Genomic DNA, 15,811 nt, shown 5'->3' with positions numbered 1-15,811 from the left:
GCGTGCGATGGCTCGCGTCCCGGGGAAGCAGCGGGCGGGCCAGCGGGCGGAAATCGGGCTGGAACAGGGAGGGGTTTTTCGACAGTTTCAACAAGCCGAAGATGGCAACCCCTTACAGCGTCCTTGCTACGTTTCTGTTCCGGTGGTTCAATCCGGCAACGAGAATCGGAGCGCCGCCATGAGGGTCGGGCATCAGCGCTCTGAGGTTTGGCCGAGAATATGCCGAAGATCACCGCAGAAGAGTTTCCGGCGCTTAAGGCCTTCTTCGTCGCTTGGTGGGAGCGGTTCCCGGTAGAGATCGAAATGCCTGCCGAACATCGCCCTGTAGCAGTGCTCGAACGCTTCGAGAAGGAAAGTATGTCCAAGGCTCGATCAGGACTCGGGATGGCGATTAGCGACACGTTGGAGATGTCGTGGGACATGCCTCGTGAAGAGATCGAGGCCGTCGATACCGACTTTGTCGCAAGGGGCATTCTTCCTCTTTCGGAGCTGCGAAGGCGCTATTCCCGACAGTATCGAGCAATCCTTAAGCGGGGCCGAATCCGAGACGAAGAGGACTACTACCTAGTCACCGGGATCCTGGCATCGTTCACAGGCGATGCGACCGACGAGGAGCGTCGACAACTGGAAGGCTTGGTGGCGAAGTTCGAGGGCGACTCCGGAACGAATTGAAGACCAAAAAGCCGCAGGAGATCGACGCTTAACCGCCGCCTTGTTGCGTGCCGTTTCCTCGGTTCGCACCTTATCCCATTTCCCGAGGTGCGGCCTTGTGTTCGCGCGTCTCCACTGAGACGTTGTGCCGAATGAATCCCGAAGATCGCTACGGGGATCGCGTGCCTTCTCCTATGCGGATACGATCGGCGAGATCCGCTGTTAGAGCAGAAGGCGACCGAAGTATCTATGGAGGCAGGCTACTTTTCAGAGTTCGGGGCGTTTGAAGGTGATCTTTCCTTAGATTCCGCCAAAGATGAATTGGACTCAATCATCGAAGGAATTGTGAAGCGGAACGACGAATTGGTGGCACACTCTGGCTTCAATTCCATCGATGTTCCAGGCGTTCGGGCGAATGTCGTCATCCTGGCGCTACTGCTCATAAACTTTGGAGGGCACTGAGAGGATGTTTCTGATGAGCAACTGGCGCGCTGGGAGAGTGTAGTTGCCCGCTGCTTCGATGATCCGGATCGATGGGGATTCCGGCCGTGGCCTGAGTCCGATAAAAAGGCATGGCGAGAGGCGTGCGAGAAGGATTTTGCCAAGCTCCGTGAGACGATGTTCAAGATTCGGACGGAATAAGAAGAAGCACAACGAGACCATCGGAAAACCCCGATTGAGCCGGTCGTTCCGTTGCTTTCCGGTGGTGCCGAGTGATGAGCTCCTGTGACGCCCTGCCGGGGCCACGGATGCCGCGGAGCATGCCGGCCTCACCCCGTGGCGGGCTCGCCGGTGCCGTATTCCGGCCGGTAGAGGGCGATCTTGCCGATGTTGTGCATGATGCTCCAGAGGTTCCAGATGACTCCCACTTTTTCCCGTCCTCGGTAGTGGATGCGGTTGAGGCCTATGGCGTGTCGCAGGTTGGCGAAGATCGGTTCGATGGTCCCTATGCGGTAGCTGTGGCGATGCCTTCCTTCGGGGGTGTCGACCTTTTCCCGCATGGCCTTGCCATGGGGGCGTGCGGGCCCGATCCTTGAACTCATAATCTGGCGAGCCCAAGAACGATGGAGCCGATGATCGGATGGTTGGATCGAGTGAGGACGGGGAATTTCTTATCGGATCGATCCAGACTCGTCTTCCCGCGCAATTCGAGTCTCCGCGAGGAGCATTCGCCGGAATGTTAGATTCACTCGAGGCTCCGTGACTTTGGTGGACTTGGGCACCTGATGCTGCCAGCAGGCCTGGGTGCGGCCGCGCATGATCAGCAAGCTGCCGGATGGGAGATATTGAGAGACTTTTGTTTTGCTGAGCTTGTGTCTGAAATCAAAGCGTCGCTCCGCTCCGAAACTCACGGAAGCGATGTCGGAGTGGGCGCCCAAACCCTTTTCATCATCATGATGCCACGCCATGCCTTGGGAGCCGTCCGCGTAGAGGTTCAGGAGGCAAGAGTTGTACTGGGAACCTCCGAGGCGCTCGACTTCTTGTTTGATGGCCAAGAGTTCGGGTGTCCAGGGGCGGGCGGTGCGGGTTTTCCCCGAATAGGTGTAGTCGTAGTGGGAGTCACCGTACCACGCCACTTTCCGAGCGGTGACGATGTGCTTGCCAAAGATGACGGCTTCGTCGTGCTGCCATGGGATGCTGTTCAGGAACCATCGCAAATAGTGTTCCGCCTGCTGGGGGGGAAAAATGCGGCCATAGTATAGGCTCTCGCCATCGTATGGCAAAAGGTTCCGCGGGACGTCCTCTTCTGGGAATGCGAGTTCCATCTCCACTGGGTCAAATCTCGGTTGATTGTTCTCGTTCGAGCAGCAGCTTCTTGCGCTCCACGCCCCATCGATAGCCGGACAGGGAACCGTCCCGCCGCACCACGCGGTGGCAGGGAATCACCATGGCGAGTTCGTTGGCGGCGCAGGCGCTCGCTACAGCGCGAACGGCATGGGGGTTGCCCAGTTCCTCTGCCAATTCACTGTAGGTCCGTCGACTGCCCGAAGGTACCTTCCGCAGGGCTTGCCAGACGCGCTGTTGGAAGGCGGTCCCGCGGATATCCAACGGAAGGTCCCAAGCCATCGAGGTGGAGTCGATCCACTCGACCACCCGAGCGACCAATCGCTCGTAGGGTGGATCGTTACGGATCAGCTCAGCCTGGGCAAAGCGTCGTTTCAGAGCTTCTACCATCCTTTCCGGATCATCGCCTAGTGATAGGGCGCAGATCCCCTTCATGGAGGATGCGACCAGTACGGAGCCCAGCGAGCATTGCCCCAGGGCAAAACCGATTCGCTCCCCTTTCCCTCCGGCTTGATATTGTTTCGGACTCATTCCGAGGATCTGGGTGGCTTCTTCGTAGAACTGCCGATTGGATTGATATCCTGCGTCATAGATGGCTCGTGTGACGGAGCCGCCCCGTGTTAACTCCCCTCGCATTCTTTCGGCGCGCAATGCCTTCATGTAGGCTTTCGGGGTCATTCCCATCTTCTGCACAAACAAGCGATGGAAGTGGTGCTTGCTCATCCCCACGGAGGTGGCCAAGTCGTCAAGGGACGGTTCGATTTCCGATTGCTGAATCAGGCGGCAGGCGTTTTCGACCATTGGAGTGTGGGGATCTCCGAGATTCACTTCCTGTGGCTGGCAACGTTTGCAGGGACGGAACCCCGCTTGCTCCGCTGTCTCGCTCTGGTCGAAGAAAACGACATTCCGGCGCAGCGGCAGGCGTGAAGGGCACGATGGACGGCAATAGACTCCTGTTGATTTCACGGCATAGAAGTATTGGCCGTCGGCTCGGGCGTCGTTGTTGGCGAGGCCGAGCCAACGTTCGTCGTCCGTCCTAAAGTGCGGTGGAGGATCCGCGGGGGGATTGCCTGGGGTGCTGTCTCCTGCGACCGATTTCATGCGTGGAAAGTGACACGATCTTGCGCGTCAAAAACTCCGATTCTTGCTTTCTCATTCGACCTTTGCCGCACGTTCGCAGTGATTTCAGGTGAGCAGCATGGAATCCGGTATCGGTTTGAAGATCGGCCACGCCGGCGCTTGTCGGGCCGGTTCTGCTACTCGCTTGCATCCCCACGCCACATCCAGAGGAGGGTGTCGGCGAGGGTGGCTTCGAAGACCTTGCGGTCGCAGTGGCCGGTGGCTCTGCTGAAAACGAAGCGGTAGTCGTAGCCTTTTTTCTTCAGGGCCGCGGCCGTGCGCTCGTTGGCCATGACCCAATTGTGATAGCTCGACTCCGGGCGCTGGGCGCCGTTGTCGTGCTCAGAGACGTGGGTGAAGATCCGCAGGGGTTTCTTCTCGGATCTCTCGATAAGCTGCATACCGGAGTGGTATTCCCAGGCACCGAGTGGGTAGTCCTTCTCTTCGGGGGCATCGTCGTCCTGCTGATCGACGAAGGTGCCGGAGTAGGTGATGATTCGGCGGAACAGGTCCGGGCGAAACCAGCCCATGGTGAGGGCCGCGGCACCGCCCGAGCTGCAGCCCATCACGGCATGGCCCCAGGGATCGGCTGTGAAGGCGAGGTTCGGGTAGGCAGCACGGATCTCTTGGTTCGCGAGGACTGCGGGAAAGACCTCTTCCGCGATGAAGCGGGCGAGCCGGTCGGAGAGGGTGTCGTATTCCAGGCCGCGCTCACTGCCCTTGCTGTCGTCGCCGCCATTTTCCACGGCGATGGCGATGAAGGCCGGAAGGCGGCGTTGCGGGTCCTCAGCGATCGTCAGGTTATCGAGAGCGCGGCTCACGAGGTCGAGGTGAGAGGGACCGTCGTGCATGACGAGAAGGGGGGCCTCGGAGCCATCCTTGTAGGCAGCGGGGATGTAAACGAAGATGCGACGTTCGGTGCGGATCTTCTTGGTCGGGTCCAGCGTCCTGTCATCGCCACGAAAAATCTGGCTATCGGCCAGGGGCATGCGGAATTCGAAAGTTTTGCCTTTGGGGTTTCCCCGGTCGGTCAGGTCGGGATCGATCGTGTAATCCGGTCCAATCAGATGGTCTCCATTCCCTTGGGTTCCGAGATCGGCGGCGAGGCCCGGATGGGTGAGGCCTGCCAGGCAGGCAAGCAGAGACAGGCGGAGGCGGCGGAGCGGAATGGTGGGTTTCATTGGGGTGCCAAGGCGAGATGCGTGGCCACTGGAAACGTTGCCAGGTCCCCTCGCCTTTCGGTCGAGCATCCGCCTTGCGTGGATGGCTGCGGTGACGGAAGCGTGCGGCTGCGGGGGCGAAAGCGTGCGGCTGCGGGGGTGAAACCGTGCGGCTGCGGGGGTGAAACCGCGTGGCTGCGGGGGTGAAACCGTGCGGCTGCGGGGGCGAAAGCGTGTGGCTGCGGGGGCGAAAGCGTGTGGCTGCGGGGGCGAAAGCGTGTGGTTGCGGGGGTGAAACCGTGCGGCTGCGGGGGCGAAACCGTGTGGCTGCGGGCGTCCCTTGGTGCGGGTACCCTGAGGGCTTGCCGCGGCTGGGATCTTGAGCCAGACCAAGGGCGCGCTCCAAGCGGGCAGGAATCCCCTGCCCGGCACACGATTGATCTGACATGAAGCCTTACCGCTCAAGCACCTCGACTTCCGGCCGCAACATGGCCGGCGCCCGCGCCCTGTGGCGTGCCACCGGCATGAAAGATGGGGATTTCGGCAAACCCATCATCGCCATCGTCAATTCCTTCACCCAGTTCGTGCCCGGCCACGTGCACCTCAAGGACCTCGGCCAGATGGTCGCCCGTGAGGTTGAGGCCGCCGGTGGTGTCGCCAAGGAGTTCAATACGATCGCCGTCGATGATGGCATCGCGATGGGCCACGATGGCATGCTCTACTCGTTGCCATCGCGGGAGATCATTGCCGACAGCGTCGAGTACATGGTCAATGCCCACTGCGCCGATGCGATGGTCTGCATTTCCAACTGCGACAAGATCACCCCTGGCATGCTGATGGCAGCCATGCGCTTGAACATTCCGGCTGTCTTTGTTTCGGGGGGGCCGATGGAGGCCGGTAAGGTGTTGTTTGAGGGCAATGAGATCGCCGTCGATTTGGTCGATGCGATGGTTCAGGCGGCTAACCCGGACTTGAGTGACGAGCAGGTGAACGAGTTTGAGCACAATGCCTGCCCGACATGCGGGTCCTGTTCGGGGATGTTCACGGCGAATTCGATGAACTGCCTCGCCGAGGCGCTCGGCTTGGCGCTTCCGGGAAATGGTTCGACCTTAGCCACTCACGCGGATCGCAAGGAGCTCTTCCTCAAGGCTGGACGGCTGATCGTGGAGCTCGCTCAGCGCCACTACAAGGAGGAGGACGATTCGGTCACTCCCCGTGGGATTGCCTCTAAGGCGGCTTTTGAAAATGCCATGACGCTCGACATTGCGATGGGTGGTTCGACCAATACGGTGCTGCACCTGTTGGCGATTGCTCGGGAAGCGGAAGTGGATTTCACCCTGGCGGACATGGATCGGCTGAGCCGTTGTACGCCCTGTCTGTGCAAGGTGGCTCCGGCGGTGAGTACGGTTCACATGGAAGACGTCCATCGTGCGGGTGGGATTTTTGGCATCCTCGGGCGCTTGGAAGCGGCTGGGCTGATGCACCGGGATGTGCCGACCATTCATGCGCCGAGCATGGGGGAAGCGATCGATCAATGGGACGTGGTGCGCACCAGCGATCCCGCCGTTCACGAGCTTTTCAAGGCCGCTCCAGGGGGTGTTCGGACAACGCAGGCGTTCAGCCAGGCGCGACGCTATCGGGAGCTGGATCTCGACCGGGAAAAAGGCGTGATTCGTGCCCGCGAGCACGCCTTTTCGCAGGATGGAGGCTTGGCCGTTCTGTTCGGCAACATCGCCGAGCAGGGATGTGTGGTGAAAACCGCCGGGGTGGATGAGAGCATTTTGAAGTTCTCCGGTCCGGCAAAGATTTGCGAAAGCCAGGATGAGGCGGTCAACCGCATCCTCAGCAAGGAAATCGTGGAAGGGGATGTGGTCATCATCCGCTACGAAGGGCCGCGCGGAGGGCCGGGGATGCAGGAGATGCTCTATCCCACGAGCTACTTGAAGGCCATGAAGCTGGGCAAAGCCTGCGCCTTGATCACCGATGGTCGTTTCTCTGGGGGTACTTCGGGGCTTTCGATCGGCCACGTTTCCCCCGAGGCGGCCGAAGGCGGTGCCATCGGCTTGCTGGAGGAGGGCGATCTCATCGAAATCGATATTCCCCAGCGGACGATTCAGGTGGCGCTTTCTGACGATGTCCTCACGAGCCGCCGGGCGGCGATGGATGCCCGGGGCGAGACGGCGTGGAAGCCGGTGGAGCCCCGGCCGCGGAAAGTTTCCCGTGCTCTGAAAGCCTACGCCGCGCTGGTTGGCAATGCCAGCGTCGGAGCGGTTCGGCTGGATCCCTGAGATCCAGTCGGAGGTCGTTGGGGCGATCGGCTCCGGCGACCTTCACTCGGCCTGTCGTCCGGGGGGGGAGGAAACTCAATCGCGGGTGGCTTCGTGGATCTGTTGGTCGTCGAAGCCATTTTCCTGCATCCAGGAGATCGCGTCGTTGGCATTGCGTTGGTACCACTGGTTGGCGAGGGATTTCACGGTATCCCAGCGGCGGGCATCATCGCCGATCGAGTTCGCCCAACCCAAGGATGAGGGCGCATCCACGCCAATCACCGACTGGGCGTAGGCCATGGCGGCTTTGTCTCGCGGCTCGCCATCAGCAAGACTGCTGAGCCATTCGCCAGCGGCTGTGGGATCCCGTCCGGCCCAGGTGCGAGAAATCGCCTCGTAGGCACCGGCTTGTGCGGCGGAGTCCGCGAGGCCTTCGGCCCAGGCCAAGGCTTCGCCGCGATTTTTCTCGGCCCAGGTCCCGGCCAGCGATTCGTACATTTGCGGGGTGCTGTCCCCCATCCCATCCAGGGCGGCGGCGGCTTTGTCCGGTGATTCCCCTGCCCATCGGTTCAGAACGGAAGCGAGGGCTTTGTCGGCAGAGCCTCCGGCGGGCAAGGCGCTGATGTAGTCGAAGGCTCCCTGCGGGTCGCGGGCTGCCCATTGCCCAGCGGCTTGTAGCATGCCGCTGTGGCTGGCTCCCCCGCCGCCGAGAGACTCGGCGAATTTGAAGGCCGCCTCCCCATCCTGCCAGGCCCAACGCCGCATGAGCGATTCGACGGCGGCCTCTTTGACAACGGGGTCGTCCAGCCCTGCGACGTAAACGGAGGCTTCCTGAGGTGATTTTTCCACCCACTGCTCGACTGCGGCACGGACGACCTGAGTTTGCGACTGACCCGGTGGCAAGCTCCTCGCCAAGGCGAGAGCTTTCTCGGGATCGCGCCCGGCCAATTCGCTGGCGATGACGCGAAGCATCCCACTGCGCTTGCTCTCATTCTCCTCTCCCATGGCATAGGCCAGGGCGCCGTCTGGATCCACATCCATCCAGGACTGTACGATCCCCTGCTGCATGCCCGAGCGGAAGCCATCGGTATCGAAGCTGTTCGCAATCTCCATCGCACGTTTCATGTCCAGCCCTGCCAATTGGGAGCCGATCTGGCCTACGAACCACCCGTCGAAATTGCTTTCTCCGATGTCTTTTGCGAGGGCCACGGCGTCTTCCGGCGATGACCATGCCAGCCACCAGAAGCCATTGCGGGCGATGCGGACTTGTTCGGCGGGATTGGAGAGGGTCTTCAACCATTCCGCCGCCTCGGTCGGTGAGCGGCTCGCCCATTCGCCGAACACGCTCTCGAGCGCGTCGATCCGCACGTTGTCCCGCAAATGTTCTGTGGCCCAGGTTGCGGCCGCTTGCGGGTCATCGCGGCTCATTTCCTGGCAAATCCCTTGCAAAGCGCGGTCTGAGCAATCGGCGGTGTGTTCGATGGCCCATGCGGCGGCGGCTTCAATGTCCAAGCCCTGCCAGGAACCGAGGATCGAGTCGGCAGCTGCCCGTCGTTCCAGCCCTTCCAGCTGATCAAAGGCGGTCATGGCTGCTTTTTGGTCGTCGCGAAACCATTGAGAAAACACCGAACCCAAGATGCCCGTGCGACCGGATCCCGGCAGGGTTCGGCTCGCTTCCATCGCCGCCACTGGGTCCACCCGCGCCCACGAGGCGAACAAGGCTCCGGGTTGCAGGCCCGGCGTGGATTTCAGCAAGGCGAAAGCTCCTTGCGGATCCACTTCCGCCATTTCGCCCAGCACGATTTCCGATGCTTCGCGTTGCAGCGGGCCTTCGGTCACGGATCGCGCCAAGTCCCACGCTTCCTGGGGATGGGTTTCCACGACGGTGGAGAAAACTGATTGCATCGCTTGCGAGGAATCCCAGCGATCCAGGGTCAGCGCTTCGCCGAGCGCTGCATTGGGGTCGATCTCTGCCCAGCGCTCGAAGATCATTTGTACGGCGATCATTCGTTTGCCCCAAGAGCCGCGGACTTCTGCGGTGTCGAGGACCTTCAGCATGTCCTTGAGCTCTTCCTCACCGCAGTCATCGAGCTGTTGGGTCAGGGCGTGGAGAATTCGGCGGTCGGATCCGCCCGAGCTAAGCAATTCCTGGAAGGTTCGGACCCCGGCATCTCCCCCGCCCTCAAAGCGAGTGCGGTTTTCCCTGCGTTCGGTGACTTTTGCCGGACCTTTTTCGGAGGTCTGGGCCTCTGAATTTGGATGAGAAACTCGTCCCACGGCCCAACCCGAGATGAGTGCAATTGCTAAGCTTCCCACCCATCTCCAGTTTTTCATCATCTCCTCCTCTAGCGGTCGGGTTCATGGAGGCAAAGCTTGAACTTTGTCGGCTCCGTTTTTTTGTTAACTCCTTCGATCCCGCTTGGTGGCGAAATTGCCCTATCTTCCGAGAGGTCGAGGTGGGCGAGGGTTTTCAGCGACTGAAGACCACCTTTCCGACAAGTGCGATCATGGGCAGTGGCCCGATTTGTCGGCTATCTTCGGATCCTTGGCGATGGTCACCGAGGACATAGCAATGGTTCGGAGGAATCACCACGGGACCGATGGTGGCATGATCCGTGGCGACCGTTGCGGCGTTCTCCAAGGGCGCTCCGTCGATCCAGACTTGGCCGTCTCGCATTTCAAAGGTTTCCCCGGGCAATCCGACCACTCGTTTGACCAAGGTGTTCTTGCGGTCCGCAGGGTTGAGGAAGGCAACGAGTTCATTGCGAATGGGATCGCGATCACGAAAGGCGTCCTTTCGAACCAGGATCATTTCCCCCTCTTTGAAGGTCGGGCTCATTGAGTCTCCGGACATGACGAAGAGGTGGAGATAGTTTTCCCGGAGTGAGAAGGCGAGACCGATGGCGAGGACGCCCGTTAGGCAGGTCAACGACGCGTAGGTCCAGACCCGGTTGTAGTCTTTCAGGCGATAGTCGGTGCGGCAGGACAGGGCGAGGCGACGAGCATCCCATCCCGATCCGAGGGAGAGAAGTGCGATGGGGATGGTCAGTCCCAATAGAAGTGGGACCAAAGATGTCATCCTGAGACCCACCAAGAGGGTGATCGCGGTCACGATGGCAGCAAATAGGCAGAGGTGAGTCATGCCTCGTAGGAAGGCTCCGCAATAGATTTGCCCGAGGCCGGGAAGGAAGAGGGAAAGGTTGGCTGCGGTTGAGGGGTTGCGGGGGCTCAATCGGCCGGTCCTTGAGTCGTTGAGAGTTGTTGGATTCATGATGGAAGAAGTTAAGGATTTCCGTTAAAAGGCGGCTTGGTAGATGAGGATGACCTTGCCGATGCCTGCGGCGAGGCAACCGGCGGCGGCTAGCGGACGTGGAATGGGGGTAACTGGTCGGAGGGGAAGCTTGGGCGTGGATTCTTCGTGAAGGGCTTTCAGGACTTTTGAGGTCAGATCCGCAGTGGGGATTTCCCGCCGCTGTTGGATCCATGGATCGAGGATGGGGTCGTGGTTCATGTTTCAGTCGGTCTGGATACTGGCTCTCAGGAATTCGCGGGCTCGGCTCACTCGGGACTTCATGGTTCCGGGGGTCGTGGCTTCGATGCAGGAAGCGTCCTCGTAGGAGAGCCCTTCAAGGACCACGAGGGTGAACGCCCGCTTTTGTTTGGGAGGAAGTTGCTGCAAAGCTCGGTCGAGCAGGGCGTAGGTTTCGGCGTTGCTGGTGTCGTTGGGCGGGGCGGAGGTTTCTGGGATTTCAGCAAGGAGAACCGGGCGTTTTTTGCGCAGGGCATTGAGGGCTCGGCTCCGCCCGATCATGAACAGCCAGGTGGAAAAACGGCTGCGGTCCGGGTCGAAATCCGCGAGGCGATGGAAGGCTTCGACGAGGACGGTCTGAGCGATGTCCTCGGCAAGGCGTCGTTCATCGTGGAGCAGGGTGGCGATCATGCGCTGGAGGGAGTCCTGATAGAGGACGACCAGCCGTTCGAAGGCTTCGATATCGCCGTCTACGACACGGCGGATCACTTCAAGTTCGTCGGCTTCTGTCATTCCGTCTTCTCTGATGATACCGGCGGCGATCGAAAGGGTTCCAAATCACTGAAGACTTTTTTCAGCGATCCTCCATGGGTGGCGAAATCCGGATGACCTGAGCCAGGTCCTGTGGGAAAGCGACCGTGGACGGGATCTCGTTGAAACCATCGGCGAGAAATTGACCTACGGCCGATGCTGTCGCTGTCGGGGTGCTCGCTCGGGGAAGGGAGGCGTCTTGAGTGGGAGACGCGCTCAGGAGGAAGGCGCTTGAGGCCAAATTCCCTGCCATGGAGGGCAGGAGGAACGGGAGATGGAGAAGTTTCCTAGGCTCGCGGACTCATAAGCACGGAGTTCTGTTGGAGGGCCTTGGGTGGGAATGCGGTCGCCGTGCGCCATCGGCGGAGGGCATCATTTTCCTGGAAAATGGCCGTGGTAGAGGTGGAGCGCCCCGTAGGTCCAATTGGGCAGGGGCATGCCAGGGAAATTGGCGCGGTCGAAAGTGAGGAGCAGGTAGGGAGCTGGGTAACCCTCGGGTAGAGGAACGATGCAGGGCCAGACACGGCTGGGGCCCTTCGCACGCCAGGGAGGAAGGTCGAGGTCGAGCTTTCCGAGAGGCTGGAGTTCGGGGAAGGTGCACACGTGGAAGCTTTGATCGGCGCTGCCGAAGAAGGCATAGCGAGTCCCGTCGAGGGTCTGGAGGGTGGTTCCCGTGCTGTCCGAGGCGACGGGACCGGCGATGCGGTGGAAGCCACCATCCCAGTGGTCCGACTCGAAGACGGCGGCTTTGTAGCCCCCTGCGTTCTGGCATAGGAGCATGCGCCAGGTGCCACTGGATGAGTCGAAAACTCCCTGGGGATCTTCATAGTCGCCCACGAGGCCGATGGGTGCCGCCTGCATGGTGGAGAAGCCGTGGCGAGGATCGTGGAGGGAGCGCACGGCGAGGATTTCCTTGGGCTCCTTTTTTTGGGGATCGCCAAAGGCGGAGAATGCGGTGGTCCAGCCCCTCCACTCCTGGTTCTTGCGATCGAAGAACAGGTGGGAGGCGAGATCATTGCGCAGCAGCCCGTCACCGCGATCAAAAGCGATGAGCCCCTCAAACCGGAAGTCGAAGAGCCCGGGGCTCAGACTGAAAACGCCTTGGGCCGGATGAGGCAATCCGCCTCCGCGGGTGGTTGCCGTGAACCAAAGCCGGCCTTCATCCATGAGGGGAGTGCCCTCTTCATCGGTGATGGTTCGGATGTCGGCTTGCCCTATGCCGGGGCTGAGTTCGGCGGAAGCTCCGAGAATGGTGTAGGAGGATTCGCGGCTGCCTTCCGCATGGATCCAGGTGGACATGTTTCGAAAGACCTCCTTCTTGCGGACGTCAAGGTGGGCCACGATGTCAGCCCGCCCGAGCCATTCGAGAGTTCCCTGCTGTTCGCAATAGAGGTTGAAGCCAATGGCGGTCATCTGGACGAGAAAAGTCACCGGTCCCTCGACAGGCCGAGCTTGGAAATCACGGGCAGTTCCTTCGCTCTGGACCTGGTCTTGATCGTTTCTCAAGGACCAGTGGACGCCGTCGATGCGGCCGGGTGTGGTGACCATTTCGATGCGCAGTGAACTTCCTTGGTGCTGGCGGAACTCAAGCCCGAGTTGGCCGTCTCCGACCGTGGAGAGTTCGATGCGATAGGTGGCAAAGGGATTGAATCCTGAGAGCCAAATGGAGCTTTTGAAGCTGGTTGGGCCTCTCAAAATGAGGTTTCCCTGTTTCACCTCGGCCTTGCCTCCACCGGAAGTTCTGACGGGATGCATCAATTCCAGGTCGACGATCTTGGTCGGGTCGAGGGAGGCGAGCGGCAAGGCTTGTTCGCGGTCAAAGATGAGGCGCTGACTTGCCTGGCGCTGGAAGTGGAGTTCCGTGGGCAAATTCTCGTCATGGGCGAGAGCCGCGTCCCCCCACAGGAGGAGCATGACTTGGCTGAGGGTGGCAAAGCGCTTCATCCGAGGGAGACGGTAGCGGGCGCCTTGTGGGAGTGTCGAGAGCTGGGAAAAGGAGCCAAGGCGGTCGAGGACGGGCCCAAGCACCAAAGGGGAGGATGAGGGCCATCAGCTCCCCCCCTCCTCATTCCACCTCACTTCGATGCGAAGCCCGTTCAGGGCTCTGGAGTGGCTGGCGTCGGCTGGTGGATGAGCCGCACTCGATCCTTCACGGCGACACCAACTTTTCGGGCTGCATGGCCACCTTGGATTTCGATCTACCTGATACCAGCGAAGGTAGGTCGCCGCTGTTCTCCCCTGAGCTTTGCAGAATCGTTTGGCGTCGCGGCATTTGGGCATCTCCATTGGTCGCTTGCGAGGTGCCGTCGGGAAGCTTGCAATGGAGCTATCGATTGAGGCTGATGTGATCCATCCGTAACACTAAAGCAATCGCTTCGAGGTATCTCAAATTCGTAATGACTGCGCTGTGTTCCCTCCGATTCATTCCGTGCAAAGATTGGCGTTCGGCATGGCGCTCTTTCTTTCGTCGAGTGTTTTAGCCGAAACCGATTCGGACGGCGATCTGCTTCCTGACGCATGGGAGGTAGCTCACTTCATGAATCCGAATGATGACTCGGATGCAATGGTTGACTTTGATCGTGATGGCCTGACAGCCGTTCAAGAGTATGAGCTCGAGCTGAGTGGAGAAGGCCAGGGCCCCTGTGGCAAATGGACCGCCACTGTTGAATCGCTCACTTCCTTGAATCAGCCAGGAATGGCGGTCAACACCAAGAAAATCGTCGACGTCAATGACCGTGGAGATATCCTTGTCAACGTCGTGAGCTATAACCTCACGGTCCCTCGAGTGTATCAATATGCCGCTTGGATCCGTTCTGGTACCAATGGAACCTGGAGAAAGCTAACGACCGTGGATGGAGTCGCTGCGTCCTACCTGTCAGCTACCGCCATCAACGATGACGGAACCGTGGTTGGAGCAGCTCGGCTCTCGGGAGTGAATGGCGGACTCAGTTTCGGTTTTGTTGCTCCCGAGAACACCTCTAGCACGGATGTCGCCCCGTGGGATGGCGATGGAGCGCTCGTCGCCCCGGTTGCTGGGATCACAGACATCAATGACTGGGGCGACCTCATCGGACGTACCGGCGATGGGAACCCATTTTTGTACGACAGCATCACCGGTTTTGTGGAGTATCCCTCAACCTGGAGTGAGCCGGTGTTCAATGCTCTCAACAACCACGGTGAGGTGGTGGGGGTGGAATGGTCGGACTACTGGGGGCTTCCCGTCCCATGCCACTTCCTTATGATGCAAGGATGGACATGGCACTCTGAGTTTCCCGCCTATGACAAGGAGATGTTCGACTTCGATCCCGAGTATCCAGACATGGATCTCGATACTCTGATTGCTGAATACAACCCATCCTTGATCAACGATTGGGGTGAATTTGCAGGGAACTTTTACATTGAATTGGAGGAAGGCGAGCCTATGGCGGAAGGTTCTTGGTTCTTTGATGGAACATATTCAAGCGAGATAATTAATGGATACTACGTTGATCATTATCGGGAACTCCTTCCACTCCCGCATGAACGACAGACCATCCGAGGTTTAAACAACTGGCCACAGCTTCTGGTGACTTCAGCTGATCAAGATGGAGAGTCAATCCAGGCTTTTCTGCATGTGGGTGGACTTAATGTCCCATTTTCTTCTCTTACCGATCATCCTGACGTTCTCAACATCGCCTATGGAGCTTCCCTTCCCGAGGCGATTAACAACCGATCTCTCATCGTCGGCTTCACGGATTCTGGTAACGGTCTCTACCTTCTAAAACTCGACCAAGATCAGGATGGAGACGGAATGCCGGATGATTGGGAGCAATTCTACGGTCTGCTACCGAACAACAGCTCCGATGCTCAAGACGATCCTGATGAGGATGGAATCTCGAATCTCGCCGAATTCATTCTTGGCTCGGCCCCAACTAGTGTGGGCAATCGCTTGGCGATCGATATCGACGGGGACGGCCTGCCAGACGCGTGGGAGAGGAAATATTTAGGTGGTCTTCTTGAGAATGGAGAGGGTGATCATGATGGAGACGGCCTGACCAATCGAGAGGAGTGGGTTATCCAGAGCAACCCCGCTTCATCTGATTCTGATGGTGATGGTCTCTCCGACAAACAAGAATGGGAATACGGAACCGATCTTCTAAATGTGGATTCAGACTCCGATGGTATCCCGGACCTTTATGAAATCGGCGGCTCCGACCCCCTCGATGGCGACGATGTGCCTGCGCAACCTCCGTATGTGGTTCTCGAAACCACGATCCCTAACCCTTCGGAAGGAGGGCTTTGGCCATATACTTCTGCGGGATACTATCCGTGGCTGACGGTGACGCCTTCTGAAATTTTTCCGCCAGACATGGATTGGTTTGCCCCAACTTTGAAGATTGAAAGCCTCGCAGACAATACAAGTGAGGCATTGAATGGGCGAGAAGTTCATTCCCGCTTGCGTGCTGACTACCCGGGCTCGAAGGACTATCGATTGAACTTGTTGAAAGTCACCGAAATTGGAGATGAAGTGACGGGAATTGAGGCCGCAGAGTTCATGATCGGTGCACAGGGAAAATATAGCAACTCGATCGAAACCAAGGTGGAAGGCTATGTTGATGTAGACGGAACCTATGATCCCGATGACATACAAAGACAATACCTACTCCCCGTGGATTTAGACATTATTCACCCTGTCACGGGGGAGCTGGACGAAGGGAAGCAGAGTGACCCAACGGAAGGTGGATATGTGGCGGTGCGCAGAGACGATGAGACTCCCGTGACGAAGCTGG

General features: G+C 59.3%; 12 protein-coding genes and 1 pseudogene. 3 read left to right on the top strand and 10 right to left on the bottom strand.

Annotated elements, in window-relative coordinates:
- Positions 1-219 precede the first annotated feature (219 nt).
- Entirely contained in the window at positions 220-672 is a 453-nt protein-coding gene (locus HNR46_RS19925; protein WP_184022369.1) for a hypothetical protein, read from the top strand.
- Between the two features lie 749 nt (positions 673-1,421).
- On the opposite strand, the gene HNR46_RS19915 is transcribed toward HNR46_RS19925, so the two are convergent.
- From HNR46_RS19915 to HNR46_RS19900, 4 genes are all read right to left on the bottom strand, one after another.
- Complete coding sequence (locus HNR46_RS19915; RefSeq protein WP_184022365.1) at positions 1,422-1,694, bottom strand: transposase; 273 nt, start codon at positions 1,692-1,694, stop codon at positions 1,422-1,424.
- A 69-nt stretch (positions 1,695-1,763) separates the two neighbouring features.
- Positions 1,764-2,417: an alpha-ketoglutarate-dependent dioxygenase AlkB family protein gene (locus tag HNR46_RS19910; protein WP_184022363.1), complete on the bottom strand. Its 654-nt coding sequence runs from the start codon at positions 2,415-2,417 to the stop codon at positions 1,764-1,766.
- 10 nt (positions 2,418-2,427) lie between these two features.
- Positions 2,428-3,537 carry a bifunctional DNA-binding transcriptional regulator/O6-methylguanine-DNA methyltransferase Ada gene (gene ada / locus HNR46_RS19905; protein ID WP_184022360.1) on the bottom strand — a complete coding sequence of 370 codons (1,110 nt, stop codon included), beginning with the start codon at positions 3,535-3,537 and terminating at the stop codon, positions 2,428-2,430.
- Positions 3,538-3,692: 155 nt separating this feature from the next.
- Positions 3,693-4,736 carry an alpha/beta hydrolase gene (locus tag HNR46_RS19900; RefSeq protein WP_184022358.1) on the bottom strand — a complete coding sequence of 348 codons (1,044 nt, stop codon included), beginning with the start codon at positions 4,734-4,736 and terminating at the stop codon, positions 3,693-3,695.
- Between the two features lie 425 nt (positions 4,737-5,161).
- Here HNR46_RS19900 and ilvD point away from each other — a divergent pair, with 425 nt between their 5' ends.
- On the top strand, positions 5,162-7,003 hold the full coding sequence (gene ilvD / locus HNR46_RS19895; RefSeq protein WP_184022357.1) for a dihydroxy-acid dehydratase: 1,842 nt from the start codon (positions 5,162-5,164) through the stop codon (positions 7,001-7,003).
- Positions 7,004-7,078: 75 nt separating this feature from the next.
- Here the strand turns inward: ilvD and HNR46_RS19890 are convergent, their stop codons facing one another.
- From HNR46_RS19890 to HNR46_RS19865, 6 genes are all read right to left on the bottom strand, one after another.
- Positions 7,079-9,259, bottom strand: a complete 2,181-nt coding sequence (locus tag HNR46_RS19890) for a hypothetical protein (protein WP_221285302.1) — start codon at positions 9,257-9,259, stop codon at positions 7,079-7,081.
- A 193-nt stretch (positions 9,260-9,452) separates the two neighbouring features.
- Positions 9,453-10,253: a signal peptidase I gene (gene lepB, locus HNR46_RS19885; RefSeq protein WP_184022353.1), complete on the bottom strand. Its 801-nt coding sequence runs from the start codon at positions 10,251-10,253 to the stop codon at positions 9,453-9,455.
- Between the two features lie 24 nt (positions 10,254-10,277).
- On the bottom strand, positions 10,278-10,493 hold the full coding sequence (locus tag HNR46_RS19880) for a hypothetical protein (RefSeq protein WP_184022352.1): 216 nt from the start codon (positions 10,491-10,493) through the stop codon (positions 10,278-10,280).
- Between the two features lie 3 nt (positions 10,494-10,496).
- Positions 10,497-11,024: an RNA polymerase sigma factor gene (locus tag HNR46_RS19875; protein WP_184022351.1), complete on the bottom strand. Its 528-nt coding sequence runs from the start codon at positions 11,022-11,024 to the stop codon at positions 10,497-10,499.
- Positions 11,025-11,085: 61 nt separating this feature from the next.
- Positions 11,086-11,295, bottom strand: a complete 210-nt coding sequence (locus tag HNR46_RS19870; protein ID WP_184022350.1) for a hypothetical protein — start codon at positions 11,293-11,295, stop codon at positions 11,086-11,088.
- A gap of 119 nt (positions 11,296-11,414) precedes the next feature.
- Positions 11,415-12,986, bottom strand: coding sequence for a hypothetical protein (locus tag HNR46_RS19865; RefSeq protein ID WP_184022349.1), 1,572 nt, complete (start codon positions 12,984-12,986; stop codon positions 11,415-11,417).
- Positions 12,987-13,491: 505 nt separating this feature from the next.
- On the opposite strand from HNR46_RS19865, the pseudogene HNR46_RS19860 reads away from it, so the two are divergent.
- A pseudogene (locus tag HNR46_RS19860) lies at positions 13,492-15,811 on the top strand (hypothetical protein); the annotation flags it as partial.

It is taken from the genome of Haloferula luteola (assembly GCF_014201715.1).
In the GTDB taxonomy this organism is placed as follows: Bacteria; Verrucomicrobiota; Verrucomicrobiia; order Verrucomicrobiales; family Akkermansiaceae; genus Haloferula; species Haloferula luteola.
The sequence above is the reverse complement of the archived record's forward strand: the minus strand, read 5'-3'. Positions and strand labels throughout refer to the sequence as shown.

Coding starts and splice junctions, on each gene's coding strand:
- HNR46_RS19925 (WP_184022369.1), top strand. CDS start 220: ATGCCGAAGATCACCGCAGAAGAGTTTCCGGCGCTTAAGGCCTTCTTC.
- HNR46_RS19915 (WP_184022365.1), bottom strand. CDS start 1,694: ATGAGTTCAAGGATCGGGCCCGCACGCCCCCATGGCAAGGCCATGCGG.
- HNR46_RS19910 (WP_184022363.1), bottom strand. CDS start 2,417: ATGGAACTCGCATTCCCAGAAGAGGACGTCCCGCGGAACCTTTTGCCA.
- ada (WP_184022360.1), bottom strand. CDS start 3,537: ATGAAATCGGTCGCAGGAGACAGCACCCCAGGCAATCCCCCCGCGGAT.
- HNR46_RS19900 (WP_184022358.1), bottom strand. CDS start 4,736: ATGAAACCCACCATTCCGCTCCGCCGCCTCCGCCTGTCTCTGCTTGCC.
- ilvD (WP_184022357.1), top strand. CDS start 5,162: ATGAAGCCTTACCGCTCAAGCACCTCGACTTCCGGCCGCAACATGGCC.
- lepB (WP_184022353.1), bottom strand. CDS start 10,253: ATGAATCCAACAACTCTCAACGACTCAAGGACCGGCCGATTGAGCCCC.
- HNR46_RS19880 (WP_184022352.1), bottom strand. CDS start 10,493: ATGAACCACGACCCCATCCTCGATCCATGGATCCAACAGCGGCGGGAA.
- HNR46_RS19875 (WP_184022351.1), bottom strand. CDS start 11,024: ATGACAGAAGCCGACGAACTTGAAGTGATCCGCCGTGTCGTAGACGGC.
- HNR46_RS19870 (WP_184022350.1), bottom strand. CDS start 11,295: ATGGCAGGGAATTTGGCCTCAAGCGCCTTCCTCCTGAGCGCGTCTCCC.
- HNR46_RS19865 (WP_184022349.1), bottom strand. CDS start 12,986: ATGAAGCGCTTTGCCACCCTCAGCCAAGTCATGCTCCTCCTGTGGGGG.